Genomic DNA, 24,653 nt, shown 5'->3' with positions numbered 1-24,653 from the left:
CTCCCGATTACTGGCTAAGCGGGCAATGCAGGTTTGTCATCTGGCCCTGCCGCCCCAAAGGAGAAATAATTGTGACCGTGATGCTGACACATCCCGCCTGCGTTGTCTGCACCCGGTTTACCCGCCAGCCATCAGGTAATGCATCAGCCGACAATTGCGCCTGATTCCAGGCATAGTGCCATAGCTGGCGATACTGATTGAAAACACTAAAACGCAGTGCCAGCGCCCGATGATATCCGGACAGCGCAGTGATTATTATCACCAGCAGCATCATGGCTAACAGCACTTCCATCAGACTAAAACCCCTTTGGCGGACTAAGGAAGTTGACACAGTGCAGCCTCCTTCAGTGGGCAGAAGTCGCTCCAGCCGTGTGGGGAGAAAACCACTCTCCCCTCCTGGATGGCTCCACCACGCCATAACAAAAGCTCGCTGCTACCCGCGATCAGCAGGACGCGATTGTCTCCGAGTACTTTCAGGCAGACACGTCCTTGCAACGCCTGACGGCACTGGATGTCGGGTACTGTTGGCCAGAGTTGGTTCCGCCCCCACTCCAGCGCGGACTGTGTCATGGCATGTTGTAAAATTGACCGACGTTCACTGCTGACTATCCGAGCAAAGGCATCGAGCTGTTGATTAAGGCCGGTCAGAATCAGCGTGCCGATCACAAGCAGCAACAGGACCAGTGCAAGCGATGACATCCCAAGCTGACGCTTCACAGGTTGAATCCCGTTACACGCCAGGTTGCCTGAAATGGCTCGTTGAGCCGGCCTGGTGTGGCCGCGGCCAGTTCGATATCTAGCTCAGGCGAGAAACCGGGATGCTCGGTTTTGCTTACTGAGAATCGTGTCACCCAGAGGCTTTCAGGCTCGGTCAGTTTTTCCCAGCCTTTGCCCTCGCAGCTTGTAGCCCCACGCTGAGTTTCAAGCGCCCCACCTTCCAGGCGAAACCCCGTTTGTTCGGCTTCTGACGAAGGCGTTGTTTCCCAGCGACCATTACTGTTGGCGTCCCATTGCACAATCACGCAACTTCCCTGCCTACCTATCGTCAGCGCCAGCCCCTGGCAAAGCCCGCTACAAAATCCGGCCCTTTGAAGTTGTTTACCTAAAGCATTGACTCTCAGCCAGACCTCCTCTTCCAGCCTTTGCTGTTGTCCCTGCATCAACATCGCGCGCTGTAATCCCGGCAGAAAACGCGCGGTGCTGAGCAGCAAAATACTGCTGATCGCCATAGCAATAAGCACCTCTGTTAGCGAGAAACCGCGCTGATTTAGCATGTTCCCTTCCCTGTGCTGTTGCACATCCTGATGCGCCCAGTGTTCGAAACGATAACGAGCCATTCCCCCGCCGGGCTTTTGATGCGTATTCGCCCAGGCCAGGCAGTATCTCGTAACCCATAAAACGCGAGCGAAGGCGTTAGCTCCGCAATGATGACCTCCGGCCATTGCCGCTTGAGAACAAGATAATTGCCTGTCTGACAATCCGTGATTTTCGTCGTCAGCAGACACCAGCTTTCACCGTCATTTTTCAACATGATGAGATGCTCCCGGTTATGCCCATTGGCGTCATAGCGCAACTGTACGAGGTAATCCCGTACCTGGAGTGCGGTTTGCCAGAGGCGCTGCTGATGTTGCCAGCTTTGCCAGCCAGACAACCCTGTCGCGCTGAGAATTACGACAAGCAAAATTGCCATCAGGGTTTCGATGAGCGTAAAGCCGAGTTCTGTTTTCATGCCAGCAGTGTGGCGAGGCTGGCGAGAAAAAACGAATGGATAAATAGGAAGTTACGAGGCGCTTTCAGAGAAGTATTCTCCGTTGCATAACGTTGCAAATACGCTGGATAGAGGCTCGTAAAAGCTAAATTCAGGCAAAAAAAACCGGCGCTAAAAAGCACCGGCTGTGTGAGGATGGGTCTTATCAGATAGCGACAGGAGCTTTAATACCAGGATGCGGGTCGTAGCCTTCAATCTCGAAATCGTCGAAGCGGTAGTCGAAAAGGGATTCCGGCTTACGCTTGATAACCAGCTTCGGCAACGCACGCGGTTCGCGGGTCAGCTGAAGGTGCGTCTGTTCCATGTGATTGCTGTAAAGGTGGGTATCACCACCGGTCCAGACAAAATCACCGACCTCAAGATCGCACTGCTGCGCCATCATATGTACCAGTAGGGCGTAGCTGGCGATGTTAAACGGCAGACCGAGGAACACATCGCAAGAGCGCTGGTAAAGCTGGCAAGACAGCTTGCCGTCAGCCACATAGAACTGGAAGAAAGCATGGCAAGGCGCCAATGCCATTTTGTCCAGCTCGCCGACGTTCCAGGCTGAGACGATAATCCGACGCGAGTCGGGATCGTTTTTCAGCTGGTTCAATACCGTGGTGATTTGGTCGATATGACGGCCATCTGGCGTTGGCCACGCGCGCCATTGTTTTCCGTACACCGGGCCCAGATTGCCGTTTTCATCTGCCCATTCGTCCCAGATAGAGACGTTGTTTTCGTGCAGATACGCCACATTGGTATCACCTTGCAAGAACCAGAGCAGTTCATGAATGATCGAGCGCAAATGACAGCGCTTGGTTGTCACCAGTGGAAAACCTTCCTGCAGGTTAAAGCGCATCTGGTGGCCAAAAATGGAGAGCGTTCCGGTGCCGGTACGATCGTTTTTTGGCGTGCCCTCATCAAGCACTTTTTTCATCAGTTCAAGATACTGTTTCATGGTTCCTCAGGAAAGCTGTTGCTGTGGACGACGATACGCCCAAATCATCATGATGACACCCGCGACAATCATTGGGATAGAGAGAATCTGCCCCATGCTGATGTACTGTACCCATTCGCCGGTGAACTGCTGATCCGGCTGGCGGAAGAATTCAACGATGATACGGAACGCGCCATAGCCAATCAGGAACAGACCAGAGACCGACCCCATCGGACGCGGTTTGCGAATATAGAGATTCAGAATGATGAACAGTACAACGCCTTCCAGGGCCAGCTCATACAGCTGGGACATGTGGCGCGGCAGCGAGCCGTAGGTGTCGAAGATAGACTGCCATTCAGGGTGCGACGGCAGCAGCGCGATGTCTTCAGCACGTGAGTTCGGGAACAGCATCGTCCAGGAGACGCTCGGGTCCACACGGCCCCACAATTCACCGTTAATAAAGTTACCCAGACGCCCAGCGCCAAGGCCAAACGGGATCAGCGGAGCAATAAAATCAGCCACCTGGAAGAAGTTGCGTTTGGTGCGTTTGGCGAAAATCACCATCACCAGGATCACACCGATTAGGCCGCCGTGGAAGGACATGCCGCCGTCCCATACGCGGAACAGATAGAGTGGATCGTTTAAGAAGATTGGGAAGTTGTAGAACAGCACATAGCCGATACGCCCGCCAAGGAACACGCCGAGGAAGCCTGCATACAGCAAGTTTTCAACTTCGTTTTTGGTCCATCCGCTGCCCGGACGGCCGGCACGGCGGCCCGCAAGCCACATGGCAAAGATGAAGCCCACCAGGTACATAAGACCGTACCAGTGAAGTGCAACGGGACCAACTGAGAAAATGACCGGATCAAATTCCGGAAAATGCAGATAACCACTGTTCATCTGTCACCACAAGATGTTGTTATTCCGCTGAAAGTGGACAGCGAAAAAGAGACGCGCGCAGGGTTAACCAACGCTCCAAAGTTGCGAATCATAGCACAAGGCAGGCGCGGAGGTTGCGCCTCACTTGTAAAAGATTCGTATAGGGAATGGGGCAAAACCTAGCGGCCACCACGGATTAAACCGCCCATACCGCGACGTTCCATAAACGCGGCAACCTGATGACGGACTTCCGTCGCCAGCTGTGCCTCAAGGCTGCGTTTTGCCAGCTCCTGCGCATCTTCAATTTCGATATGACGCAGCAGGTATTTCACGCGCGCCACCGAGCGGCCGTTCATCGACAGATGGTGGAAGCCAAGACCAATCAGGATCGCCACACACATGGAGTCCCCGGCCATTTCGCCGCACAGCCGCAGGTCGATGCCGTACAGTTCAGCGTCACGGGCAATCATCGCCAGCGCGCGCAGCATGCCGGGATGGAGGCTATCGTAAATACTCGCCACACGTGTGTTGTTACGATCAACCGCCAGAATGTACTGCGTCAGGTCGTTAGTGCCGACCGAGATGAAGTCTACTCGGGTTGCCAGCTGTGGCAGCATAAAGACCATCGAAGGGACTTCGAGCATCACGCCCAGACGCGGTTTTGGGATCGCATAACCGATCATCTCTTCCACTTCGCGGCCAGCACGCTCGATGAGTCGACGCGCCTCGTCGATTTCGTCGAGACTGGTGACCATCGGCAGGAGAATACTGAGATTGCCCGTGGCTGCATTCGCACGCAGCATAGCGCGCACCTGCACCAGGAAAATCTCCGGCTGATCGAGCGTAATACGAATCCCACGCCAGCCCAGACATGGGTTTTCTTCACTGATCGGCATGTACGGCAGCTGTTTATCGGCCCCCACATCCAGCGTTCGCAGGGTGACCGGTTTGTCGTTAAACATCTGCAGCATCCCCTGATACTGCGCCACCTGCTCCTCCTCGGAAGGGAAGCCGCTTTGCAACATAAAAGGAATTTCAGTGCGATACAGACCAATACCGTCGATGCGACTACCAAGTTTCTCTTCATGGGCCGGGCTGAGGCCCGCGTTGAGCATAACCTTAACTCGCTCGCCGCTTTTCAGCTGCGCAGGCAGGTCAACGTCGTCTTCGGCAAGACGGCTGAGTTCGTTTTCTTCGCTGATTAAGCGCTGATATTCCTGCAACAGCACTGGTTCGGGATCGACCAGCAACTCGCCGCGATAACCATCCACCACCAGGGTGCGTCGTTGCAGGACTGAAGGCTGAATATCGGCCCCCATGACGGTAGGAATACCCAGCGCACGCACCATAATGGCCGCGTGAGAGTTGGCCGCACCGTCGCGTACCACCACGCCCGCCAGTCGGTCATGCGGCAGTTCAGCAAGTGTGGTGGCCGACAGTTCATCGGCGACCAATACAAAGCGTTTTGGCCAGGCATTTTCGCCCTGAATGGTATCGTCGAGATGGAACAGCAAACGCTGGCCCAGGCTACGCAGATCGCCCGCGCGCTCTTTCAGATAGCCATCCGTCAGTGCGGCAAACTGCTCGGCAAAGCGCTCGATAACTTTTTTGACCGCCCATTCGGCCACCGAACCTTTGTCCACTTCGGCAAAGAGCTCGCGTCGCAGGCGGGCATCGGACAGCAGGTGCGAATAAAGGTCAAAAATCGCCGCCGTCTCTTTCTGTGCACCGGCGGCGAATCGCTTGCTGTAGCGGCGGAACTCGTTCGAGGCTTCTTCCAGCGCACTGGTTAAACGTTCGCGTTCAAGGGCCGCATCCAGCGTGGAGGCTTCATACACCTGCTCCATCAGCGGTAGCGTAGCGTCCATCCAGCCTTCAGCAATAGCAACACCCGGTGACGCCGGGAGCGCACGGATACGCGTTTGGCGATACTGACCGAACAGCGCCGCTAACTGAGACTGGGAAAGGATCGCCGCCATTTGCGTGGCCAGCGTAACGAGGAACGACTCTTCGCTTTCATCGAATTGCCGCAGCTCGCGCTGCTGCACCACCAGCACACCCAGAAGCTGACGGCGCTGAATGATCGGCACGCCAAGGAACGCGCGAAAGCGCTCTTCTTTAACAGACGGGATGTATTTAAAGCTGGGGTGTTTTTGCGCATCGGCAAGGTTGATAGGTTCCGCAAGCCGTCCAACGAGGCCTACGATCCCTTCGTCAAACGCGAGCGCAACGGTGCGGCCACGCGGTTTTTTTAACCCACGGGTCGCCATAAGGTAATAACAGCGTCGATCGTGGTCGGCCAAATACACCGAACAAACTTCGGTTTCCATCGCAAGACAGATGTCGGTTACCAGAATATCCAGCGCCTCATTGAGGCGCGGAGCACTGGCAACCTTTTCGACTATTTCTCGCAAGCGGGTGAGCATGATTTGCGTTGCTTAACCTCTTTTACGTCGCCAGGCAGGTGTGCTTTGCGGTTTAGGAGGGGCCTCCTGAAACGCAATCACCACACTTGCAAATTCTTTCATCACCCTGCGGTAAACATCGCGCTTAAACGACACGACCTGACGAACGGGATACCAGTAGCTCACCCAGCGCCAGCCATCGAACTCTGGCGTACTGCTGGTTTGCATATTGATTTCCGAATCGTTGCTCACCAACTGCAGAAGAAACCATTTCTGTTTCTGGCCGATACAAACCGGCTTTGTGTCCCAACGCACCAAACGTTTCGGTAACTTGTAACGCAACCAGTTGCGGGTCGAAGCCAGGATGCGAACATCTTTTCGGCTTAAGCCGACTTCTTCGAACAGCTCCCGATACATCGCTTGTTCTGGGGACTCTCCAGGATTGATCCCGCCTTGCGGGAATTGCCAGGAGTGCTGACCATACCGTCTTGCCCACATAACCTGGCCCTGACGATTACAAATTACGATACCTACGTTCGGGCGGTAGCCATCGTCATCAATCACCGGACTACCTCAAACTAAACCTTATATATGATCGATTGTTTCATACTCCTGAGAGGCGGTAAACCACTCTCTTGCAGGCCTGTGAACGAATAACATTTGAATAACTCACAATTTTCACTCAAGTTATAAACAGACGACCTCGCCGGAAGGCCATTTTATTCACTTTTTCTGTGGATATCCTTGTGAAGAAGTATGGAATTACCGCTGGACAACATTTCTGGCTGATAATTGCCACCCAAAATAGAATAGCGACAACATGTTATATTTCATTGCATTAGACGCCAATTATTGTGCATTGCGTTCCATAACGTGATGATCATCACACAAGAGATCCTGACACTGATGAAAGATCGAGCAGCGTCGGTTTTATCCACAGATTGTGCCAATAACTTAGACACAAATTGTGTGAAAATTCGATTTTCGCCGCGCGTCAAGGCTGTAAATCGAAACAGTAGTGGGGGTTATTCCCAGTTATCCCACTTTTCTGTGGATAACATGGTGTAAGATCCTGTTCATTGTCAGTGACCAGTTTTGAACAACCTTATTTACCTGTTCTCAGACATGCGCAGATTCGTCCTAAAAAACTCTATAAATCATTGACCTGCCATAACGCCGCAGAAATAGTTAAACTCTATCCACAAGGTCTGTTTTTACAGTTCATTTTTTAATCAAAGGCTTATATTTATGCTTTCGCTGGTCCCTCTCACCTCTCCACCCGCGACTGAAGAGCAATTGTTGCAGCAGGCGCAGTGCGTCGCGGGGTATTCACTCGGAGAACTGGCCGCGATGGCTGGCTTGCCCATACCGAAGGATCTTAAACGGGATAAGGGCTGGATCGGCGTACTTCTGGAACGCTGGCTGGGCGCGAGTGCAGGCAGTAAACCCGAGCAGGATTTTGCCGCGCTGGGCGTTGAGCTAAAGACCATTCCCATTGATGGCCAGGGTAAACCGCTGGAAACCACTTTTGTTTGCGTCGCCCCATTAACCGGTAATACCGGCGTAACCTGGGAAACGAGCCACGTGCGGCACAAACTCAAGCGCGTTTTATGGGTGCCGATTGAAGGCGAAAGAAGCATTCCTCTTGCAGAACGTCGTGTAGGTTCACCGCTGCTATGGAGCCCTGACGAAGAGGAAGAACGGCAGCTTTCGCAGGACTGGGAGGAATTAATGGATATGATCGTGCTTGGGCAAGTGGAGCGCATTACTGCACGCCACGGCGAAGTGATGCAGTTACGCCCAAAAGCGGCCAACAGCAAGGCGCTGACGGAGGCGATCGGCGCGCATGGCGAACCCATCCTTACACTGCCACGCGGCTTTTATTTGAAAAAGAACTTTACCGGCGCATTGCTGGCTCGCCACTTTTTGCTGAAAACCTCTTTTTAGGCGAAGTTTGAACTGAATCAAACATAATCCACTGCTATTTAAGATTTTACTGCTTCCCCCTAACGAATTCTCGGGTTATTACTACACTATGATGTGATACGAGCCAGGTGAGGATGATAACGATGAAAAAATGGGCAGTGATAATCTCAGCGGTCGGTTTAGCGTTTGCTGTTTCAGGTTGTAGTAGCGATTACGTCATGGCGACAAAAGATGGTCGAATGATACTGACTGACGGCAAACCCGAAGTCGATGACGATACCGGACTGGTCAGCTACAGCGATCAGCAGGGTAATAAAATGCAAATTAATCGCGACGAAGTTTCACAAATTATCGAAAGATAAACAGATAAAGGTCAGTCGCTTACTGGCCTTTTTGATTTTTCTCTTCCCCTTTTGCTTCCCCTCTGCCATGTTTATATTCCTTTGTCGGGAAGTTCCTGACGCCTCCATTTTTTACAGTAAAGGAAACCGGCTATGCATTATCACCGTATCCCCCACAGCACTCTGGAGATAAGCCAACTGGGGTTAGGCACGATGACATTCGGTGAACAAAACAGCGAAGCCGATGCCCATGCGCAACTTGATTACGCCATCAGCCAGGGAATCAACCTGATTGACGTGGCAGAAATGTATCCCGTGCCACCGCGCCCGGAAACTCAGGGCCTGACCGAAACCTACGTTGGCAACTGGCTGGCAAAAAGCGGCAACCGCGAAAAACTCGTTTTGGCATCGAAAGTCAGCGGCCCGTCGCGTAATAACGACGCGGGCATTCGCCCGAATCAGATTCTGGATCGCAAAAATATTCGTGCCGCACTGGATGCCAGCCTGCAGCGTCTACAAACTGATTATCTCGATTTATACCAGGTTCACTGGCCGCAGCGCCCGACTAACTGCTTTGGCAAGCTCGGCTATACCTGGAGCGACAGCGCGCCAGTGGTGACGCTGCTTGAAACGCTGGAAGCCCTGACCGAATGCCAGCGCGCCGGTAAAATTCGCTACATTGGCGTCTCAAACGAAACGGCATTTGGCGTGATGCGCTATTTGCATCTGGCAGATAAACACGATCTGCCGCGCATTGTGACCATTCAAAACCCCTACAGCCTGGTTAACCGCAGCTATGAAGTTGGCCTGGCCGAAGTCACTCAGTATGAAGGTGTCGAGCTGCTGGCTTATTCCTGCCTGGGCTTTGGCACGCTGACTGGCAAATACCTCAACGGTGCTAAACCGGCGGGTGCGCGTAATACGCTGTTTAGCCGCTTTACCCGTTACAGCGGCGAGCAGACGCAGAAAGCCGTCGCGGCGTATGTCGATATTGCAAAACGTCACGGCCTGGACCCTGCGCAGATGGCATTAGCCTTTGTGCGTCGTCAACCTTTCGTAGCCAGCACTCTTCTGGGCGCGACGACAATGGAGCAGTTGAAGACCAACGTTGAAAGCTTCCATCTGGAGTTAAGCGAAGAGGTGTTAGCGGAGATTGAAGCGGTGCATCAGGTTTATACCTATCCGGCACCGTAATACGCAGTCATGCCCGGTGGCGCTACGCTTACCGGGCCTACGATGCGTGAATGTTTTGATTTTGTAGGCCGGGTAAGGCAAAGCCACCACCCGGCAATTCGTTACCGGCGACGCTGCCAGAGCCATAGCCCGGCAATCGCCAGCGCAAACAGCGTACCAAATCCCACGCCAATGCCCACCACCGGCAGCCCCGCTTTGACCGCCAGCGAGTAAAGCCCCAGCATGAGCAACATGGCGGTGTTTTCACCGAGATTCTGCACCGCAATCGCGTTACCCGCGCCCACTGTCTGTTTGCCACGCTCCTGCAGAAGGGCGTTCAACGGCACGACGAAGAAACCACCCAGCATACCAATCAGGATCAGCAGCACGTAAGCCGGTAGCAGCGCATGTTGCAGGGAGAAGAACAGCACGCCGACGCCTATCAAAATGCCTGCGGGCATACAGCGCGCGACGGTTTCAAGCGTGACCAGCTTCGCCGCCGCACCCGCCCCGACCACAATACCCACAGCCACCATCGCATTCAGATACGTTGGCGTAGCATTATCGGTAATTCCCAGCGCTGTTGGCACCCACAGCACCAGCAGGAAACGCAGCGTCACGCCAGCCCCCCAGAACATGCTGGTCCCCATCAGCGAGAAACGCGTTTCGCCGTTACGCCACAGCACGCGGCAGGCATTGAAGAAGCTGGCCGTCATAGGCGTAAAGCGCCAGGATTGCCCCGGACGGGCCACTGGCAGCGTAGGGATAAACAGGTTTGCCACCACCGCGCCCGCGTACACCAGCGCGCACACGCCGAGCGCTGCCAGCACATGCCAGTCTGCCAACACGCCGCCCGCAACGGAACCTAAGAGAATCGCCGCAATGGTCGAGGATTCCATCAGACCGTTGGCTTTCACCAGCTTGTCGCCAGTGGTCAGCTCGCCCAGAATGCCGTACTTCGCCGGGGAATAAGCTGCCGCGCCGATCCCCACCAGTGTGTAGCCAATAAACGGGTTAAAGCCAAAACAGATACTCGCCGCGCCCAGCAGTTTGAGGCTGTTGGCAAACATCATCACCCGACCTTTCGGGAAACTGTCCGCCACCTGCCCAACAAACGGCGCGAAAATGATGTAAGCGCCCACAAACACCATTTGCAGGATCGGCTGACTCCAGTCCGGGTAGAACTCGGCTTTCAGCAGCGCCAGCGTGGCAAACAGCAACGCGTTATCACCAAACGCCGACAGGAACTGGGCGCTGGTCACCGCCATCATGCCCTTCGACCACAAGGAAGTGTTAGTGTGTACTGACTCACGCATTATGCTGTTCCGCCTCATCAACCATGCCTTTCAGCGCGACAAAATCGGGTTTACCACTGCCCAGCACCGGCAACTGTTTCAGATAACGAATATCGCGCGGCACGGCCAACTCTGGAATGCCATGCTCACGAGCATAGTGCAGAAGGTGTTCGCGTTTGAGATCGCTGTCGGTGGTAAAGAGCACCAGCGCTTCACCTTTGCTGGCATCACTCTTGATCGCCGTGGCATGCATTTTGTCAGCCGAGACCGCCGTCGCCAGCTGTTCCACCATTTCCAGCGAAACCATCTCCCCGGCAATTTTGGCAAAGCGTTTAGCTCGCCCTTTGATTTGTACAAAGCCCTGCTCATCAAAACGCACGATATCGCCGGTGTCATACCAGCCAGTTTCCACTTCGCCCTGCGCATTCTCCGCCGTCGGTGCTTCGAGCACACCTGGGTTTTCCACCCGCAGATAGCCGTTCATCACGTTCGGCCCTTTGAGCTGTAAACGACCGCCGTCTTCAATACCCGGCACCGCCAGCAGGCGTGCATCCATCCCCGGCAAAATGCGCCCGACCGTATTGGGCTTCGCGGCCATCGGTACGTTAATCGACACCACAGGCGCACACTCCGTTACGCCGTAGCCCTCAAGAATGCGCAGACCAAATTTGTCTTGCCAGATTTGTCGGGTACTGTCCTGCAGTTTTTCCGCCCCCGCCACCACGTAACGCACGCGGAAGAAATCATAGGGATTAGCGAAGCGCGCGTAGTTGCCAAGGAAGGTTGACGTCCCGAAAAGCACCGTACAGTTGCGGTCATAGACCAGCTCCGGCACGATGCGATAGTGCAGCGGGCTGGGATAAAGGAACACTTCCGCGCCCGTAAACAGCGGCGTGAACAGTCCGACCGTCAGGCCGAAAGAGTGGAAAAGCGGCAGCGCCGACATAAAGCGGTCGTTAGCGGTGAAGTCCGCAATGGTTTTGATCTGCTCGACGTTTGCCAGAATGCTTTTATGAGAATGGACAACGCCCTTCGGATGGCCTTCAGAGCCCGAGGTGAACAAAATAATGGCCGCATCTTCCGGCTGTTGTTTCACCTGCGCCAGATACGGCGCCAGCAGATGGGCAAAAATCCACAGCTTATCGGCGAGGGTGACGTCAGCTTTCAGATCTTCCAGGAATACCCAACGCACCTGCTTGAGCTGTTCCGGCAGATGCCAGAGCTTGCCCTTATCGAGGAACTTGCGCGAGGTGAAAATCGTTTTGATCTCAGCCGCCGTTATCGCACTGGTCAGCCCTTTGACGCCCGCCGTGTAGTTCATCATCGCCGGGATTCGCCCGCGCGAAACGGCCCCGAAAATTACCGCCGCGCTGATCCCTGCGTTAGGTAACATCAGACCAATTTTTTCCCCCTGCTGGCTATATTTTTCCAGAATACGGCCAACAAACAGCGTCTTGGTCAGCAGCTTGCGGTAGGTGTCCGGGATAAAGTTGATGTCTTCGACGCAGTTTTTCTTCGCGCCAAAACGATCCTGCGCAGAGAGCAACGCTTCATATAAGGTTTCGCGTGGGCGCACGGCCATACGCGCTTCCATCATGATTTGATGGAGCATTTCACCCGCCATTTTACGGCGATCCCGCGCACGCGGTGCTTCAGGCATCGGCAGCGTTGTCGGCGGCAGAATGTGGAGTGTGATTTGCGGGAACAGACGTTGTTTCACCAGCCCTTTAAGGCGGCTGAAATACGTCAGCTCTGCGCCTTCGATCCGCAGCGGCACCACGGTAGCTTTGGATTTTGCCGCAACAAAACCCGCGCCGTCGTAGATTTTCATCAGCGAGCCGGTCACGGTGAGACGTCCTTCCGGGAAAATAACGACCGGACGCCCCTGTTCAATCAGGCGCACCAGATGTTTGATCATCATTGGTTTGGTGGGATCGAGCGGAACAAAATCAATCAGCGGCGCAAGGCACCGCATAAACCATTTCTGGCTAATCGAGCTGTAGACCGCAAATACCGGGCGACCAGGCAGGAAAAGCGCCAGCAAAACGCCGTCGATAAAGGAAACATGGTTTGGGGTAATGAGCACACGATCGCCGTTCAGTGACTGAGTGTCACCCGTCAGGCGGACGCGAAAGAGGATACGAAACAAGGTGCGGAAGAACCCGAATAGCATTTCAACTCCCTTTGCCTGTTAATTTTTAGGGTTACGCTAAATTGTGGCAGATTACACGAGAAGTGCAGGCGGGAGGAGTGATAGCGTATTTCAGGCGAAAAAAAACCTGCGCATCCGCGCAGGCTGGTGCAAGAGATGAGTACGAAACCGTACTAAGAATTCTCACCAATCAATACCTCTGGGATCTTGATTGTGGCTGCTGGCTACCCGCTTCGCCAGTGGGAAAACGCAAGCGATTGAGCCTAAGTGCAACCAGGTGTGAATATTCTCGATTGCTGTTACAGATTGAAGTTACAGACAAAAAAAACCTGCGTATGGACGCAGGTTGGTGTAATTCGTGTTAATCAACCGGAGCTGATTTCACCTATCAATACCTCTGGGATCTCGACTGTAGCAATCTGTTCACATTCTCCACCAGCGGACAATCGCAACAGCCTGCCGCAAAGTGTAACTAAAGGTTCAATTTGACATTATTCTGACACGCTTATCCGTGTAACGATTACACTGATTTCCCATGTTCTGCGTCACGTTTGTGACTGGCTTTCGGCGGCTGCCCTTGAACACGCCTCGCTTTTCCGCAACACTGTTGTGTGTGTAACCGCTTACCCCTAAAAGAAGGTATTAAATGGCGACAATTAAGGATGTGGCCCGTCTGTCTGGTGTTTCTGTAGCGACCGTTTCTCGCGTCATTAACAATTCACCGAAAGCCAGCGACGCTTCCCGTCAGGCCGTGCAGAGTGCAATGGAAACTCTGAACTATCATCCCAACGCCAACGCGCGCGCACTGGCGCAACAATCGACTGAAACCGTCGGGTTAGTGGTCGGCGACGTTTCTGACCCCTTTTTCGGGGCGATGGTAAAAGCAGTAGAACAGGTGGCGTACCAGACCGGTAATTTTTTGCTGATTGGCAATGGCTACCACAACGAACAAAAAGAGCGTCAGGCCATTGAACAGCTGATCCGTCATCGCTGTGCGGCGCTGGTGGTTCACGCAAAAGTGCTGCCCGATGAAGAACTGCTGCATCTGATGAAGCAAATCCCCGGCATGGTGTTGATTAACCGCATAATTCCTGGCTATGAAAAACGCTGTGTGGCCCTTGACGATCGCTACGGTGCCTGGCTTGCCACGCGACATCTGATTCAGCAGGGCCATACGCGCATTGGCTACCTGTGTTCAAACCATCAGATTTCCGACGCCGAAGACAGGCTGCGCGGCTATTACGACGCCCTGCGTGAAAGCGGCCTGCCGTGCAACGATCGTCTGGTGACGTACGGTGAGCCGGACGAGAGCGGCGGCGAGCAAGCGATGACGGAATTGCTAGGACGTGGACGTAATTTTACTGCCGTGGCTTGTTATAACGACTCGATGGCCGCTGGTGCAATGGGTGTGCTTAACGATAATGGCATCGACGTACCGGCCGAAATTTCATTGATTGGCTTTGATGATGTACTGGTGGCTCGCTACGTGCGCCCGCGCCTGACCACCGTGCGATATCCTATCGTAACAATGGCGACGCAGGCTGCCGAACTGGCGCTAGCGCTCGCCGACAAACGTCCACCGCCGGATATCACTCATCTGTTCAGCCCAACGCTGGTCCGCCGTCACTCGGTAGTGACACCTGCGGAGTCGGTCAGCGAATAGCGATACAGATGGACGGTTTTATTCGGGTATTCCAGCGCATCGCCGATGTACTGCCAGCCATAGCGTTCGTAAAAGTCGCGGCAGGCGGACCAGAGATGTAGCTCGGAATATCCGGCCTTCGCGGCGTACGCCATCACATGTTCCTGCAATTGCCCGGCCAGACCTTTTCCGCGCGCGGCAACGTCTACGTAGAGCGCGGCCAGCCACGGGAACAGATCCTGACGCGTTATCAAGTCACAGCGCCATAATCCCACGGTTCCTAGCAGCTGTTCGCCGTCGACCGCCACAAACGTCAGCGGCAACGCGTCCGGTTTTTGGCTGTGCTCGATGACGCTGGCAAAAAACTCACGCGGTAATCCGTCGCCAAATTCTTGCCACAGCCAGTCGGTGACACGCTCAGCGTGATGGGGAACGGTATAAAGCGGAAGGATTTTCACACCAGTTTCCCCTGAAAGAGAGGAACCGATTCAAAAAGATAGCCGTCGAAATCCGGCGCATCTTCGTCGGACAATTCCAGCAGACTTTTTTTGACGTTTTCCAGGTGCTGGAACATAGCTTGCCACGCGCCCATCACGTCACGGCGACGCAGGGCTGCCAGAATGGTCTGGCGATCGCCGAGCCATTTCAGGCGATACGCCCGGCTGGCGATATGAACGTTAAATTGCTGCCACAGCGGGCTGCTGTCCATGTGATGCCAGACGCTCTCGACGGTCGCCAGCAGCATTTGATTTTGCGTCGCCCCGGCCAGCACCAGATGGAACATCTTGTTGTTATCCTGGCTGTTATCGTCAGCGGCAATCGCGCGTTGTTCCTGCTCGATGATGCGGCGCAGGTTGTCGATATCCGCGCGGTTCGCCATTTTCGCGGCAAAGGCCGCAATGTTGCTTTCGAGCAGTTGGCGCGCCTGCAAAATTTCAAACGGGCCGACGTCGCTGTTTAAGAAGCGCTCCTCCTCGTTTTCGTGCTCTTCCGGGATACGCATCACGTACACGCCGGACCCCTGGCGAATATCCACGGTGCCCTGCAACTCCAGCATGAGTAAGGCTTCACGCACAATGGTGCGGCTGACGCCGTAAGTCTCGGCAATATTGCGCTCAGGCGGTAGACGTGATCCCACAGGATAGTGACCTTCGATGATTTGCGTGCGCAGATCATCGCCAATTTCCTGATACTGTTTTTTCTCTGGCGGAACGACGGCCTTCTCCACGATTTCACCTGTACTGACGGTTAAGTTGACGCGCGGGCCGGGCATCCTCCCGGCCAGTTTTGCGGCTATTTTACCAGACTCAGCTTCGTTATAAGCCTATTTCCATTCATCATCGACGGTGAGCGTCAATGTCCGTTCATCGCGCAGCTGGCGGAACCACGTGGCCGATTTTTTCGCTTTGCGAGCGCGGTTATCAGCCAAATCGATTTCAATTAAGCCGTAACGATTTTTAAAGGCGTTCATCGGTGAGACGTTGTCGGTAAACGACCACAGCATGTAGCCGTGGCAGTTCGCCCCCTCTTCGCATGCCAGCAGCGTGTAGTAAAGGTGCTCACTGATAAAATTGATCCGGTAATCGTCGGCAATCACGCCGTCGTTGCCCCTGAACTGCCCTTCGTTTTCCACGCCCATCCCACTCTCCGCCACAAACCACGGAATGTTGCGATACGCATTTTTGATGCGCATCGCCATGTCGTAAATAATCTTAGGGTAGATTTCCCAGCCGCGTGAGGCGTTCATTTTGCGCCCCGGCAGCTCGAACGGTTCGTAGTAGTACGCCGGATGGAAAGGCGTTTGTGGGTGCCAGGCCCGCGACGGGGCTTTTACGCGATGCGGGTAATAAAGGTTAATCCCCAGCTCGTCGACGGTGTTTTCGGCAATCAGCGCCAGCTCTTCCGCGCTGTATTCCCACGCAACCTGATGCTCCTCCAGCAGGGTAAATAACGCCTGTGGATAGCGCCCGTGGACCAGCGGGTCGAGGAATACGCGGTTGTAGAACAGATCGTAAATCTCGGCAGCACGCACATCGTGCGGGGCCTTAGAGCGAGGATAGGTCACTTCAGGATTAAGAATGCAGCCCACCGTCCCCCGGTAGCCTTTCTCGTGGAACAGCTTCACCACTTTCGCCGTTGCCAGCACTTTGTGATGGTTCCACTGCATCCAGTTGCCGGTGTTTTGCTCGTACGGCCAGCGCAGGGCGTCGAGATAGACGCGCGTTTGCACCACAATCGGCTCGTTAAAGGTGAACCAGCGTGTTACTTTGCCGTGGTAGCGTGCGAACACCTTTTCGGCGTAGCGCACAAACAGTTCGACCACCTGCTTCGAGGCCCAGCCGCCGTAAGTTTCCAGCAGCACGCCCGGCAGCTCGTAGTGTTCCAGGCAGATCATTGGCTCAATGCCCTGACGGTGCATTTCGTCGAACAGCGCGTCGTAGTAAGCCGCGTATTCTTCATCGACGGTGACGTTTTCGTAATCGATTAAAAACCGAGACCAGTTGATGGAAGTGCGGTAATGCGTCAGCCCGGCTTGTTTCATCAGCGCCACGTCTTCGCGAAAGCGGTTGATAAAATCGGTCGCCACCGCCGGGCCATAGCCGTTATGCCAGACGTGGCGATCGTTTTTGTACCAGAGATCGATCCACGAATCCTGGCCCTCTTTTTTGCCGCTCCAGCCTTCCGTTTGCCAGGCCGATGCGGCAGCACCCAGAATAAAATCCTGCGGTATCGTAATCTGTTTTGTGCTCATAACGTCCTCACGCGTTGTTGGTCGCCTGTTGACTTTGTGCCAGCAGGGCCGCTTGTTCCGCGCGACGTGAGGCGATCCTCACAAACGGCAGATAAATGAGAATGGCGGTAATAATACAAATCCCCTGGGTGATCACCGCGCCCATCGAGCCCGCCGTCGAGAGCCAGGCGTTAATCAGCGGCGGCGTGGTCCACGGCACCATCACTACCGCTTTTCCGGCAAAACCGGTCACCGTAGCGAAATAACCAATCGAGCCAGTCACCAGCGGGGTGATGATGAACGGGATCGCCAGAATCGGGTTGAGCATGATTGGCATACCGAAGATCACCGGCTCGTTGATGTTGAACAGCCCCGGCCCGATGGAGAGCTTGGCGATCTCGCGCATCTCTTTACGTTTGGTGCCGATCATCACCGCAATCAGCAGGCCAATCGTCAAACCCGATCCGCCAATGCTCATATACACATCCCAGAACGGCATGGTGATGATGTTGGGGATCTCCTTCCCCTGCTCGAAGGCGCTCATGTTGACGGTGATCGCGCCGAGCAGCAGCGGCTCGCGGATCGGTTTGATCATCTGATTACCGTGGATGCCGATCACCCAGAAAAGTTGGGCGACGAACATCAGCAGCAGAATGCCCGGCAGGCTCTGCACCACGCGCTCGAGCGGTTGTTGCACCACCTGATAAACCGCGTCATACAGGTACATGCCAGTCAGCTGATGGAAGATAAAACCAAAGGTCGCAATGGCGGTGGTGGTGATGATCGCCGGGATCAGCGCCGAGAAGGACGCAGCGACGTTGGGCGGCACCGTATCGGGCATTTTAATTTTCAGCCCAGGGCGATTCTCCAGCCAGCAGTAAATCTCAACGGACAGAATGGCGATGAACATGCCGAGGAACAGGCTGCGGGTGTCCGAGAACTGGCGCAGCAGCACGTCTTTCACCACGTGCATCTGACCGTCGACCATCATTTCAACGGTGGTGGGTGTGACGCAGATAAAACAGATCACCGCCAGCAGGCCGGGAAACAGCGATTTGATACCGTTGATTCGCCCTAGCTCAATACCAATCAAAAACACCGCGCCGATGTTAAGGAAGTTCAGCGTGGCGTAGTTGATCGCGCCGGTGATCGGCTTTAGCGCGGCCAGAAACGACAGCGATTGAAAGCTGGCGAGACCGTTTTTCGGGTCCAGCACCATGTTGGAAATCAATACCGAGAACGCGCCTACGATGATGACCGGCATTAAGGTAATGAAGGCGGATTTAATCGCCATGATGTAGCGATAGCTGTTGAATTTGGTGGCGAAACTGCCCAGAGAGTCGATCAGTTTTTCCTGTAATGCCATAAGGTCATACCTCAGTAAAGGGGCTTTTATAGCGAGAATAAGGTGTACAGCCGGATACGATTGGCATACCAAAAATAGCTTCACGTCGTTCCTGGTTCTGTGATTGAACTCTCAATGCAGCCAGAGGTATTCCAAATCATGATTTTTCACCACTTTGGTATGCCACTTACCCCGTTTTATGCTGAACCGTGATCCCGACAGGGATTTTCCGCGTCCCGCCTCGCTTATGCGCCTGAGGGTCTGTGATAAACTGCGGGCGATTACGTGAATGCAGGAATGTCTAATGGCAACAATGCTGGATGTCTCATTACGCGCGGGCGTGTCGAAAGCCACCGTGTCGCGCGTGCTGAATGGCACAGGTCAGGTCAAAGAGAGTACGCGTCAGCAGGTGTTTAACGCGATGGAAGAGCTGGGCTATCGCCCGAATTTTCTCGCGCAATCGCTGGCGAATCAGACCAGCAACAGCATTGGTCTGGTGGTGTCGACGTTTGACGGTTTTTACTTCGGTCGTCTGCTACAACAGGCCTCGCGCCAGACCGAAACGCACGGCAAACAGCTGATTGTGACCGATGGGCACGACGCGCCCGAGCGCGAAGAGCAGGCGGTGCAAATGCTGGCTGACAGGCAGTGTGACGCCATCGTGCTGTACACGCGTTATATGAGTGAGAAGGCGATCATGAAGCTGATCAACAGCGTGAAAATGCCGCTGGTGGTGATTAACCGTGACGTCAGCCTGGCGCGTGACCGCTGTGTGTTCTTCGAGCAGCAGGACTCCGCGTTTAAAGCCGTGGATTATCTGGTCAGCCAGGGCCATCGGGAGATCGCCTGTATTACGGTCCCGATTCATACGCCAACGGGCAAAGCACGCCTGATGGGTTATCGCCAGGCGCTGGAGAAACACGGCATTGCCTGGGACGATCGACGGGTGAAGTATGGTGATGCAGGGATGACGCGGGGTTATGAACTGTGCAATGAACTGCTTCGCGAGAAAGTGCCTTTTACTGCCCTGTTTGCCTGTAACGATGATATGGCGCTCGGATCGTCCAAAGCGCTGCATCAGGCCGGGCTGCATATTCCGCAGGATATTTCGCTGTTTGGTTTTGACGATGCGCCGAGCGCGAAATGGCTGGAGCCCGCCCTCTCCACCGTCTATTTGCCGATCGACAATATGATCGTGACGGCTATCGATCAGGCAGTTCGGCTGGCAAACCACCAGCCGATCGAGACGATCCCGCCGTTTACCGGCACGCTGATGCTGCGCGATTCGGTAACGACAGGTCCGTATTACACCTCAAAATAGCTCGAGTGCGAGCAGTTCCTGAATGGTCTGGCGACGACGAATCAGTCGCGCCACGCCATTATCAAACAGCACTTCTGGCAGCAGCGGACGGCTATTGTAGTTCGATGACATTGACGCACCGTAAGCGCCCGTATCGTGCAGCACCAGATAATCACCCGGTTGAACGTCAGGCAGCGCGCGGGTTTCCACTTTGCCGCCCTCCTGCTGAGTAAACACATCACCCGATTCGCACAGCGGCCCGGCCACCACGGTTTCAACCAGCGGAGCCTGCGTCAGGTCGCGACCATCCGCCGCCAGCGCGGTAATGTGGTGATAGCTACCGTACATGGCCGGTCGCATCAGATCGTTAAATCCGGCGTCCACCAGCACGAAGTGGCGGCTACCCATCTCTTTCACGCTACGCACCTGCGTCACCAGCACGCCGGACTCTGCCACCAGGAATCGTCCCGGTTCGATTTCCAGTTTGACCGCATGGCCCAGATGAGCGGCAATTTTATCGCGCGCCGCGCTCCACAGACCGTAATAGTGATCGGTGTCGATTGCCTCTTCTCCTGGGCGGTACGGAATCGACAAACCGCCACCGGCGGAGATCGCCTCCAGATCCTGACCGAATTCGACAACCTGACGCACCATCGCGCCGCACACCTGCTCAAGATGGCCATAATCGACGCCGGAGCCGATGTGCATGTGAATGCCTACCAGCGTCAGGTTGTAGCGTTGTAAAACTTCCAGAGCCGCAGGCAGATCGGCATACCAGATGCCGTGTTTGCTGTTTTCACCGCCGGTGTTGGTTTTCTGGCTATGACCATGACCAAACCCAGGATTCACGCGCAGCCACACGCGATGGCCCGGCGAGACTTGTCCCAGCTGTTCCAGCATATCCACGGAGCCAGCATTCACCGGAATTTTCAGCTCATGCACGCGAGAAAGCGTCGCGCTATCAATCATATCGGCGGTAAAGACAATCGCGTCACCGTCAGTCTTCGGGTCATACCCTGCCGCCAGCGCGCGTTCGATTTCCCCCAGCGAAACGGAATCCACTTTGACGCCCTGCTCGCGCATCAGGCGCAGAATATGAATATTCGAGCAGGCCTTTTGCGCAAAGCGCACCACGTCAAACTGATGCAAAGCCGCAATTTTTTCACGCACGATCTGCGCGTCGTAAACCCAGACCGGGCAACCAAACTCGGCGGGCAAGCGCAGTAAGTTCTCGGCATTCAAATCGGTATCGGTGCTGTTCAGCGGGCGTGGCATGGTTTTCTCCGGGTGACGTCATTTTTTAACATTACGCCACAGCACGAAGAGAATAAAAAATATCGTTTTATCGATAGTCTATGCAAAAATGATATGGATTGAAGTTAAAGAACAGGTGCCCTATGCCCGCCGTTAACCTACGCCATATCGAGATTTTTCACGCGGTGATGACTACCGGTAATCTGACCGAAGCTGCGCAGATGCTTCACACCTCACAGCCGACGGTCAGCCGTGAGTTGGCCCGCTTTGAGAAAGTGCTTGGTTTAACGCTGTTTGAGCGCACGCGCGGAAGACTGCATCCAACGGTACAAGGATTGCGGTTGTTCGAGGAAGTTCAGCGCTCGTGGTACGGCCTGGATCGCATCGTCAGCGCGGCCGAGAGTTTGCGGGAATTCCGCCAGGGCGAGCTGTCGATTGTCTGCCTGCCGGTATTTTCGCAGTCACTTCTGCCGCAACTGATTCAGCCGTTTCTCGCCCGCTATCCCGACGTCAACCTCACCATTGTGCCGCAGGAATCGCCCTTGCTCGAAGAGTGGCTCTCGGCGCAGCGTCACGATTTAGGGCTGACCGAAACGCTGGCGACGCCTGCGGGGACGGAGCGCACCGAACTGCTGTCGCTGGATGAAGTCTGCGTCTTACCGGAAGGCCACCGTCTCGCCAGTAAAAGTGTGCTGACACCTGCGGATTTTCATGGCGAAAACTATATTAGCCTGTCGCAAACTGACAGCTATCGGCAGCTTCTGGATACGCTGTTCCTGGAACATCAGGTGAAACGCCGGATGGTGGTCGAGACCCACAGCGCGGCGTCCATCTGCGCGATGGTGCGCGCAGGCGTGGGGATTGCGGTGGTAAACCCGCTCACGGCGCTGGACTACTCGGGTAGCGGGATCGTTATCCGCCGCTTCAGTATTTCTGTCCCTTTCACCGTGAGCCTGATTCGCCCGCTGCATCGCCCGGTCTCAGCGCTGGTTCAGGCGTTTACGGAACATCTGGTGGCCCATTCTCATCAGCTGGCGCAGCGCTTGCCGGAGCAGGAAAACTAACGCCTCACGACAGCATAAATTCGACCGCGTCGGTGGCATGGATCGCCGTGGTATCGAACACTGGGAGCGCACTTTCATTGGCCGGAACCAGCAGGCCAATCTCCGTGCAGCCGAAGATCACCCCTTCCGCGCCCTGTTTCGCCAGCTTGTCGATCACGCTGAGATAATAGTGGCGCGAGGCATCGCTGAACGTCCCAAGGCACAGTTCTTCAAAGATAATCTGGTTGATGCGCGCCCGGTCCGTTTCATCAGGAGTCAGGCTTTCAATACCGAACTGCGATTCAAGACGGCCGCGATAGAAATCTTGCTCCATTGTGTAGCGTGTACCCAGCAGCGCGACGCGTTTCATCCCGCTGGCAGTTATCGCTCGTCCGGTGGCATCAGCGATGTGCAGGAACGGCAGCGAGCAGCTTTCCTCAATCTGTGACGCCACTTTGTGCATGGTGTTAGTACAGAGCAGAATACCTTCAGCCCCCGCTCGCGCCAGCCCCAGCGCCGCCTGCGCCAGAATTTCACCCGCTTTGTCCCATTCACCGCTGGCCTGGCAGGCCTCGATTTCGTGGAAATCCACGCTATGCAGTAAAAGGCTGGCGGAATGCAGGCCGCCGAGACGTTGTTTGATGCCTTCATTAATCAGGCGATAATAAGGAATGGTGGATTCCCAGCTCATTCCGCCCAGCAGACCGATCGTTTTCATTTTTTCTCCTTTTCTCGTCCCCCCAGTGAAGCAAACTTGTGATCCTGTTTCCAGTTATTTGGCTTGCCGTTTCCTTTTTACCCTTCGTGATATAAATTAATTAAAACAATGTTTCACTATGAGGACGGGACAACGATGTTTATTTTCCACAAAGAGACGCGGCTTGAGGATCTGGGCAATGGCGTGACGCGTCGTATTCTGGCGCACGACGGCAAAATGATGGCGGTAGAAGTTAACTTTGAACAGGGCGCGATCGGCCCGATGCACAACCATCCGCACGAACAGCTGACCTACGTCCTGTCCGGCGAATTTGAATTTACGATTGGCGATAAGAAACACGTAGTAACGGCAGGAGACACGCTTTACAAAGAGCCACACGTGATGCACGGCTGCGTGTGCCTGAAGCCAGGTACGCTGTTGGATACATTTACGCCGGTGCGTGAAGATTTTTTGAAGTCATGAGTTGAAGTAAAAAGGGCGAGTTTTCACCCGCCCTGACTCATCTGTATTAATCCGCTGCCAGAAGAGGTTCGGAAATCGGCGTGCGCGACTTCATTGCCTCACGCAGGAGAATAGTGCCACAGGCAAAAATCCCCCCTAAAAGTGCAGCCAGAATAACGATCAGGGATTTGCCCGGCCCATCTTTTTTCACTGGGACAGACGGTGAAAGCTGATATTTGAACGGCTCGAAACTCACATCGCCGACGGAGAGCTTTTGCAACTGCGCCAGATGATATTCACGATTCTGAAAATCGGCATTCATCTCGGCCACATCTTTCAAGGATTTCTCGATCTGCAGCTTCTGCGCAATGCCGTCAGCGCCCAGTGCAACGGAATAGTCAGGGTCATCTTTGACCGCCTGGCCGTTGCTGTAGACCGGTTTTTTGATCCCTGCTGCATTCGCCACTTCCAGCGAATAATTGAGACGCTGAAGATTCGTGTTGTGAATGTTAGTCAGTCGGACTTTGTCCAGAGCCAGACGCTCTTTCTCCATCTGCGTTTTCAATGCCAGCGAGTTACGCACGTTAAGCATCGTCTCTTTTTCAACAATCGCAGAGATGTAATCGATGTATCCTTTCAGCACGATCTGAGCTTCTTCGGCCGTTTGGGCAGTAAAACTCAATGTCCACGACGCGAAGGGAGTTTGCTCAGCATTTTTGGGCGCCTTATCGTCAGTGGCTTTCATTCTGTCCGCGATATTAACCACCGCGCGGTGCAAATCAAGAGCATCAATTTGCGCATCTTTTAGCTGCCCCATCACGTACGGTGATGACTTCAAGTATTCTTCCAGCAGCGTCTGAGACTTAAACTTTTTGATAAACAGATTAAAAACGTCGTCGCGCTTTACGCTGATATCCACGTCCAGCACCTGGAGTGCCCCCAGCATTTTCCGGACGTCGCTCCACTGTGTTTGCTCAGCGGAAGTCACCACGGCCTGGCTGGTCCACTTCTGCGGCAGAAGATACGACACAATGACGCCTGCAAGGGCAAAAGCAACAACAATAGCAACAATGCGTTTTCTAGCGGCAAACAAGACTTCGAGCAACCCAAGAAGGTCAATCTCTTTCTGGGCACCTGGCGGGGGTGCATAGCGGGGAAATTGCAGTTCCGTGCTTTTTTTAAGATCCATGGCTGGCATATTCGTTCTTCTGTTTTATGTTGCAGTAAAAACCTGTCAGGAGCAGTTAAGGCGGGAGAATGATACAAGAAAACAAGAATTATCTGAATGCTATATGTCTTAAAACGGACTATTGGCTACAAA

General features: G+C 54.4%; 24 protein-coding genes and 1 pseudogene. 8 read left to right on the top strand and 17 right to left on the bottom strand.

Annotation, left to right across the window (positions count from 1 at the left end; translation table 11 throughout):
* Positions 1 to 7: 7 nt before the first annotated feature.
* The 8 genes from JBO43_RS15715 to rppH form a co-directional block, all read right to left on the bottom strand.
* Positions 8 to 331, bottom strand: a complete 324-nt coding sequence (locus JBO43_RS15715; RefSeq protein ID WP_095283203.1) for a prepilin-type N-terminal cleavage/methylation domain-containing protein — start codon at positions 329 to 331, stop codon at positions 8 to 10.
* Positions 316 to 717 carry a DUF2509 family protein gene (locus JBO43_RS15710; RefSeq protein WP_202674682.1) on the bottom strand — a complete coding sequence of 134 codons (402 nt, stop codon included), beginning with the start codon at positions 715 to 717 and terminating at the stop codon, positions 316 to 318. Before JBO43_RS15710 ends, JBO43_RS15715 begins: the two co-directional genes overlap by 16 nt.
* Positions 714 to 1,274 carry a prepilin peptidase-dependent protein gene (locus JBO43_RS15705; RefSeq protein WP_103949214.1) on the bottom strand — a complete coding sequence of 187 codons (561 nt, stop codon included), beginning with the start codon at positions 1,272 to 1,274 and terminating at the stop codon, positions 714 to 716. Before JBO43_RS15705 ends, JBO43_RS15710 begins: the two co-directional genes overlap by 4 nt.
* A complete protein-coding gene (locus JBO43_RS15700) occupies positions 1,268 to 1,729 on the bottom strand; it encodes a prepilin peptidase-dependent protein (protein ID WP_103946586.1) in 462 nt (153 codons plus the stop codon). The genes JBO43_RS15705 and JBO43_RS15700 overlap by 7 nt, the downstream gene beginning before the upstream one ends.
* Before the next feature lie 184 nt (positions 1,730 to 1,913).
* Complete coding sequence (gene thyA, locus JBO43_RS15695; protein ID WP_202674681.1) at positions 1,914 to 2,708, bottom strand: thymidylate synthase; 795 nt, start codon at positions 2,706 to 2,708, stop codon at positions 1,914 to 1,916.
* A gap of 6 nt (positions 2,709 to 2,714) precedes the next feature.
* A complete protein-coding gene (gene lgt / locus JBO43_RS15690) occupies positions 2,715 to 3,587 on the bottom strand; it encodes a prolipoprotein diacylglyceryl transferase (protein WP_095283208.1) in 873 nt (290 codons plus the stop codon).
* Positions 3,588 to 3,745: 158 nt separating this feature from the next.
* Positions 3,746 to 5,992: a phosphoenolpyruvate--protein phosphotransferase gene (gene ptsP / locus JBO43_RS15685; RefSeq protein WP_202674680.1), complete on the bottom strand. Its 2,247-nt coding sequence runs from the start codon at positions 5,990 to 5,992 to the stop codon at positions 3,746 to 3,748.
* A gap of 12 nt (positions 5,993 to 6,004) precedes the next feature.
* Positions 6,005 to 6,535 carry an RNA pyrophosphohydrolase gene (rppH, locus tag JBO43_RS15680; RefSeq protein ID WP_095283210.1) on the bottom strand — a complete coding sequence of 177 codons (531 nt, stop codon included), beginning with the start codon at positions 6,533 to 6,535 and terminating at the stop codon, positions 6,005 to 6,007.
* Positions 6,536 to 6,989: 454 nt separating this feature from the next.
* Between rppH and JBO43_RS23010 the strand changes: the two are divergent.
* From JBO43_RS23010 to JBO43_RS15660, 4 genes and pseudogenes are all read left to right on the top strand, one after another.
* Positions 6,990 to 7,067, top strand: a pseudogene (locus tag JBO43_RS23010) (hypothetical protein); the annotation flags it as partial.
* 152 nt (positions 7,068 to 7,219) lie between these two features.
* The gene (gene mutH, locus JBO43_RS15670) at positions 7,220 to 7,918 is read left to right on the top strand and encodes a DNA mismatch repair endonuclease MutH (protein WP_095283211.1); all 699 of its coding nucleotides are present in this window, start codon (positions 7,220 to 7,222) and stop codon (positions 7,916 to 7,918) included.
* A 122-nt stretch (positions 7,919 to 8,040) separates the two neighbouring features.
* Positions 8,041 to 8,259 carry a YgdI/YgdR family lipoprotein gene (locus tag JBO43_RS15665; protein WP_095283212.1) on the top strand — a complete coding sequence of 73 codons (219 nt, stop codon included), beginning with the start codon at positions 8,041 to 8,043 and terminating at the stop codon, positions 8,257 to 8,259.
* Positions 8,260 to 8,391: 132 nt separating this feature from the next.
* The gene (locus JBO43_RS15660) at positions 8,392 to 9,432 is read left to right on the top strand and encodes an NADP(H)-dependent aldo-keto reductase (RefSeq protein ID WP_095283213.1); all 1,041 of its coding nucleotides are present in this window, start codon (positions 8,392 to 8,394) and stop codon (positions 9,430 to 9,432) included.
* A 101-nt stretch (positions 9,433 to 9,533) separates the two neighbouring features.
* Here the strand turns inward: JBO43_RS15660 and lplT are convergent, their stop codons facing one another.
* Entirely contained in the window at positions 9,534 to 10,727 is a 1,194-nt protein-coding gene (lplT, locus tag JBO43_RS15655) for a lysophospholipid transporter LplT (protein WP_095283214.1), read from the bottom strand.
* Positions 10,720 to 12,879, bottom strand: a complete 2,160-nt coding sequence (gene aas, locus JBO43_RS15650) for a bifunctional acyl-ACP--phospholipid O-acyltransferase/long-chain-fatty-acid--ACP ligase (RefSeq protein ID WP_202674679.1) — start codon at positions 12,877 to 12,879, stop codon at positions 10,720 to 10,722. The genes lplT and aas overlap by 8 nt, the downstream gene beginning before the upstream one ends.
* Positions 12,880 to 13,504: 625 nt before the next feature.
* Here aas and galR point away from each other — a divergent pair.
* Positions 13,505 to 14,521: an HTH-type transcriptional regulator GalR gene (gene galR, locus JBO43_RS15645; RefSeq protein ID WP_103949211.1), complete on the top strand. Its 1,017-nt coding sequence runs from the start codon at positions 13,505 to 13,507 to the stop codon at positions 14,519 to 14,521.
* Here the strand turns inward: galR and JBO43_RS15640 are convergent.
* From JBO43_RS15640 to JBO43_RS15625, 4 genes are all read right to left on the bottom strand, one after another.
* Positions 14,482 to 14,958 (bottom strand): GNAT family N-acetyltransferase, encoded by a 477-nt coding sequence (locus JBO43_RS15640; RefSeq protein WP_202674678.1) that lies wholly within the window; start codon positions 14,956 to 14,958, stop codon positions 14,482 to 14,484. The genes galR and JBO43_RS15640 overlap by 40 nt on opposite strands.
* Positions 14,955 to 15,728 carry a GntR family transcriptional regulator gene (locus JBO43_RS15635; protein WP_202674677.1) on the bottom strand — a complete coding sequence of 258 codons (774 nt, stop codon included), beginning with the start codon at positions 15,726 to 15,728 and terminating at the stop codon, positions 14,955 to 14,957. Before JBO43_RS15635 ends, JBO43_RS15640 begins: the two co-directional genes overlap by 4 nt.
* Positions 15,729 to 15,824: 96 nt before the next feature.
* Positions 15,825 to 17,252, bottom strand: a complete 1,428-nt coding sequence (locus tag JBO43_RS15630; RefSeq protein ID WP_202674676.1) for a glycoside hydrolase family 1 protein — start codon at positions 17,250 to 17,252, stop codon at positions 15,825 to 15,827.
* A gap of 7 nt (positions 17,253 to 17,259) precedes the next feature.
* The gene (locus JBO43_RS15625; protein WP_095283219.1) at positions 17,260 to 18,597 is read right to left on the bottom strand and encodes a PTS sugar transporter subunit IIC; all 1,338 of its coding nucleotides are present in this window, start codon (positions 18,595 to 18,597) and stop codon (positions 17,260 to 17,262) included.
* 283 nt (positions 18,598 to 18,880) lie between these two features.
* On the opposite strand from JBO43_RS15625, the gene JBO43_RS15620 reads away from it, so the two are divergent.
* Complete coding sequence (locus JBO43_RS15620; RefSeq protein WP_095283220.1) at positions 18,881 to 19,897, top strand: LacI family DNA-binding transcriptional regulator; 1,017 nt, start codon at positions 18,881 to 18,883, stop codon at positions 19,895 to 19,897.
* Here the strand turns inward: JBO43_RS15620 and lysA are convergent.
* Positions 19,889 to 21,151: a diaminopimelate decarboxylase gene (gene lysA, locus JBO43_RS15615; RefSeq protein ID WP_095283221.1), complete on the bottom strand. Its 1,263-nt coding sequence runs from the start codon at positions 21,149 to 21,151 to the stop codon at positions 19,889 to 19,891. The two genes, JBO43_RS15620 and lysA, sit on opposite strands and share 9 nt — an antisense overlap.
* 122 nt (positions 21,152 to 21,273) lie before the next feature.
* Here lysA and JBO43_RS15610 point away from each other — a divergent pair, with 122 nt between their 5' ends.
* Entirely contained in the window at positions 21,274 to 22,194 is a 921-nt protein-coding gene (locus JBO43_RS15610) for a LysR family transcriptional regulator (protein ID WP_095283222.1), read from the top strand.
* Between the two features lie 4 nt (positions 22,195 to 22,198).
* On the opposite strand, the gene JBO43_RS15605 is transcribed toward JBO43_RS15610, so the two are convergent.
* Positions 22,199 to 22,891, bottom strand: a complete 693-nt coding sequence (locus tag JBO43_RS15605) for an aspartate/glutamate racemase (protein WP_095283223.1) — start codon at positions 22,889 to 22,891, stop codon at positions 22,199 to 22,201.
* 135 nt (positions 22,892 to 23,026) lie between these two features.
* On the opposite strand from JBO43_RS15605, the gene JBO43_RS15600 reads away from it, so the two are divergent.
* Positions 23,027 to 23,353: a cupin domain-containing protein gene (locus JBO43_RS15600; RefSeq protein WP_202674675.1), complete on the top strand. Its 327-nt coding sequence runs from the start codon at positions 23,027 to 23,029 to the stop codon at positions 23,351 to 23,353.
* 46 nt (positions 23,354 to 23,399) lie between these two features.
* Here the strand turns inward: JBO43_RS15600 and wzz(fepE) are convergent, their stop codons facing one another.
* Positions 23,400 to 24,530: an LPS O-antigen length regulator Wzz(fepE) gene (wzz(fepE), locus tag JBO43_RS15595; protein WP_095283225.1), complete on the bottom strand. Its 1,131-nt coding sequence runs from the start codon at positions 24,528 to 24,530 to the stop codon at positions 23,400 to 23,402.
* Positions 24,531 to 24,653 lie beyond the last annotated feature (123 nt).

This window comes from Lelliottia jeotgali (genome assembly GCF_016771845.1).
In the GTDB taxonomy this organism is placed as follows: Bacteria; Pseudomonadota; Gammaproteobacteria; order Enterobacterales; family Enterobacteriaceae; genus Enterobacter; species Enterobacter jeotgali.
This window is presented reverse-complemented; position numbering and strand designations above follow the sequence as displayed.

What these genes read in the sequence shown, in the direction of transcription:
- JBO43_RS15705 (WP_103949214.1), bottom strand. Translation starts at nt 1,274, where the DNA reads ATGCTAAATCAGCGCGGTTTCTCGCTAACAGAGGTGCTTATTGCTATG.
- JBO43_RS15700 (WP_103946586.1), bottom strand. Translation starts at nt 1,729, where the DNA reads ATGAAAACAGAACTCGGCTTTACGCTCATCGAAACCCTGATGGCAATT.
- thyA (WP_202674681.1), bottom strand. Translation starts at nt 2,708, where the DNA reads ATGAAACAGTATCTTGAACTGATGAAAAAAGTGCTTGATGAGGGCACG.
- lgt (WP_095283208.1), bottom strand. Translation starts at nt 3,587, where the DNA reads ATGAACAGTGGTTATCTGCATTTTCCGGAATTTGATCCGGTCATTTTC.
- ptsP (WP_202674680.1), bottom strand. Translation starts at nt 5,992, where the DNA reads ATGCTCACCCGCTTGCGAGAAATAGTCGAAAAGGTTGCCAGTGCTCCG.
- mutH (WP_095283211.1), top strand. Translation starts at nt 7,220, where the DNA reads ATGCTTTCGCTGGTCCCTCTCACCTCTCCACCCGCGACTGAAGAGCAA.
- JBO43_RS15665 (WP_095283212.1), top strand. Translation starts at nt 8,041, where the DNA reads ATGAAAAAATGGGCAGTGATAATCTCAGCGGTCGGTTTAGCGTTTGCT.
- JBO43_RS15660 (WP_095283213.1), top strand. Translation starts at nt 8,392, where the DNA reads ATGCATTATCACCGTATCCCCCACAGCACTCTGGAGATAAGCCAACTG.
- lplT (WP_095283214.1), bottom strand. Translation starts at nt 10,727, where the DNA reads ATGCGTGAGTCAGTACACACTAACACTTCCTTGTGGTCGAAGGGCATG.
- aas (WP_202674679.1), bottom strand. Translation starts at nt 12,879, where the DNA reads ATGCTATTCGGGTTCTTCCGCACCTTGTTTCGTATCCTCTTTCGCGTC.
- galR (WP_103949211.1), top strand. Translation starts at nt 13,505, where the DNA reads ATGGCGACAATTAAGGATGTGGCCCGTCTGTCTGGTGTTTCTGTAGCG.
- JBO43_RS15630 (WP_202674676.1), bottom strand. Translation starts at nt 17,252, where the DNA reads ATGAGCACAAAACAGATTACGATACCGCAGGATTTTATTCTGGGTGCT.
- JBO43_RS15625 (WP_095283219.1), bottom strand. Translation starts at nt 18,597, where the DNA reads ATGGCATTACAGGAAAAACTGATCGACTCTCTGGGCAGTTTCGCCACC.
- JBO43_RS15620 (WP_095283220.1), top strand. Translation starts at nt 18,881, where the DNA reads ATGGCAACAATGCTGGATGTCTCATTACGCGCGGGCGTGTCGAAAGCC.
- lysA (WP_095283221.1), bottom strand. Translation starts at nt 21,151, where the DNA reads ATGCCACGCCCGCTGAACAGCACCGATACCGATTTGAATGCCGAGAAC.
- JBO43_RS15610 (WP_095283222.1), top strand. Translation starts at nt 21,274, where the DNA reads ATGCCCGCCGTTAACCTACGCCATATCGAGATTTTTCACGCGGTGATG.
- JBO43_RS15605 (WP_095283223.1), bottom strand. Translation starts at nt 22,891, where the DNA reads ATGAAAACGATCGGTCTGCTGGGCGGAATGAGCTGGGAATCCACCATT.
- JBO43_RS15600 (WP_202674675.1), top strand. Translation starts at nt 23,027, where the DNA reads ATGTTTATTTTCCACAAAGAGACGCGGCTTGAGGATCTGGGCAATGGC.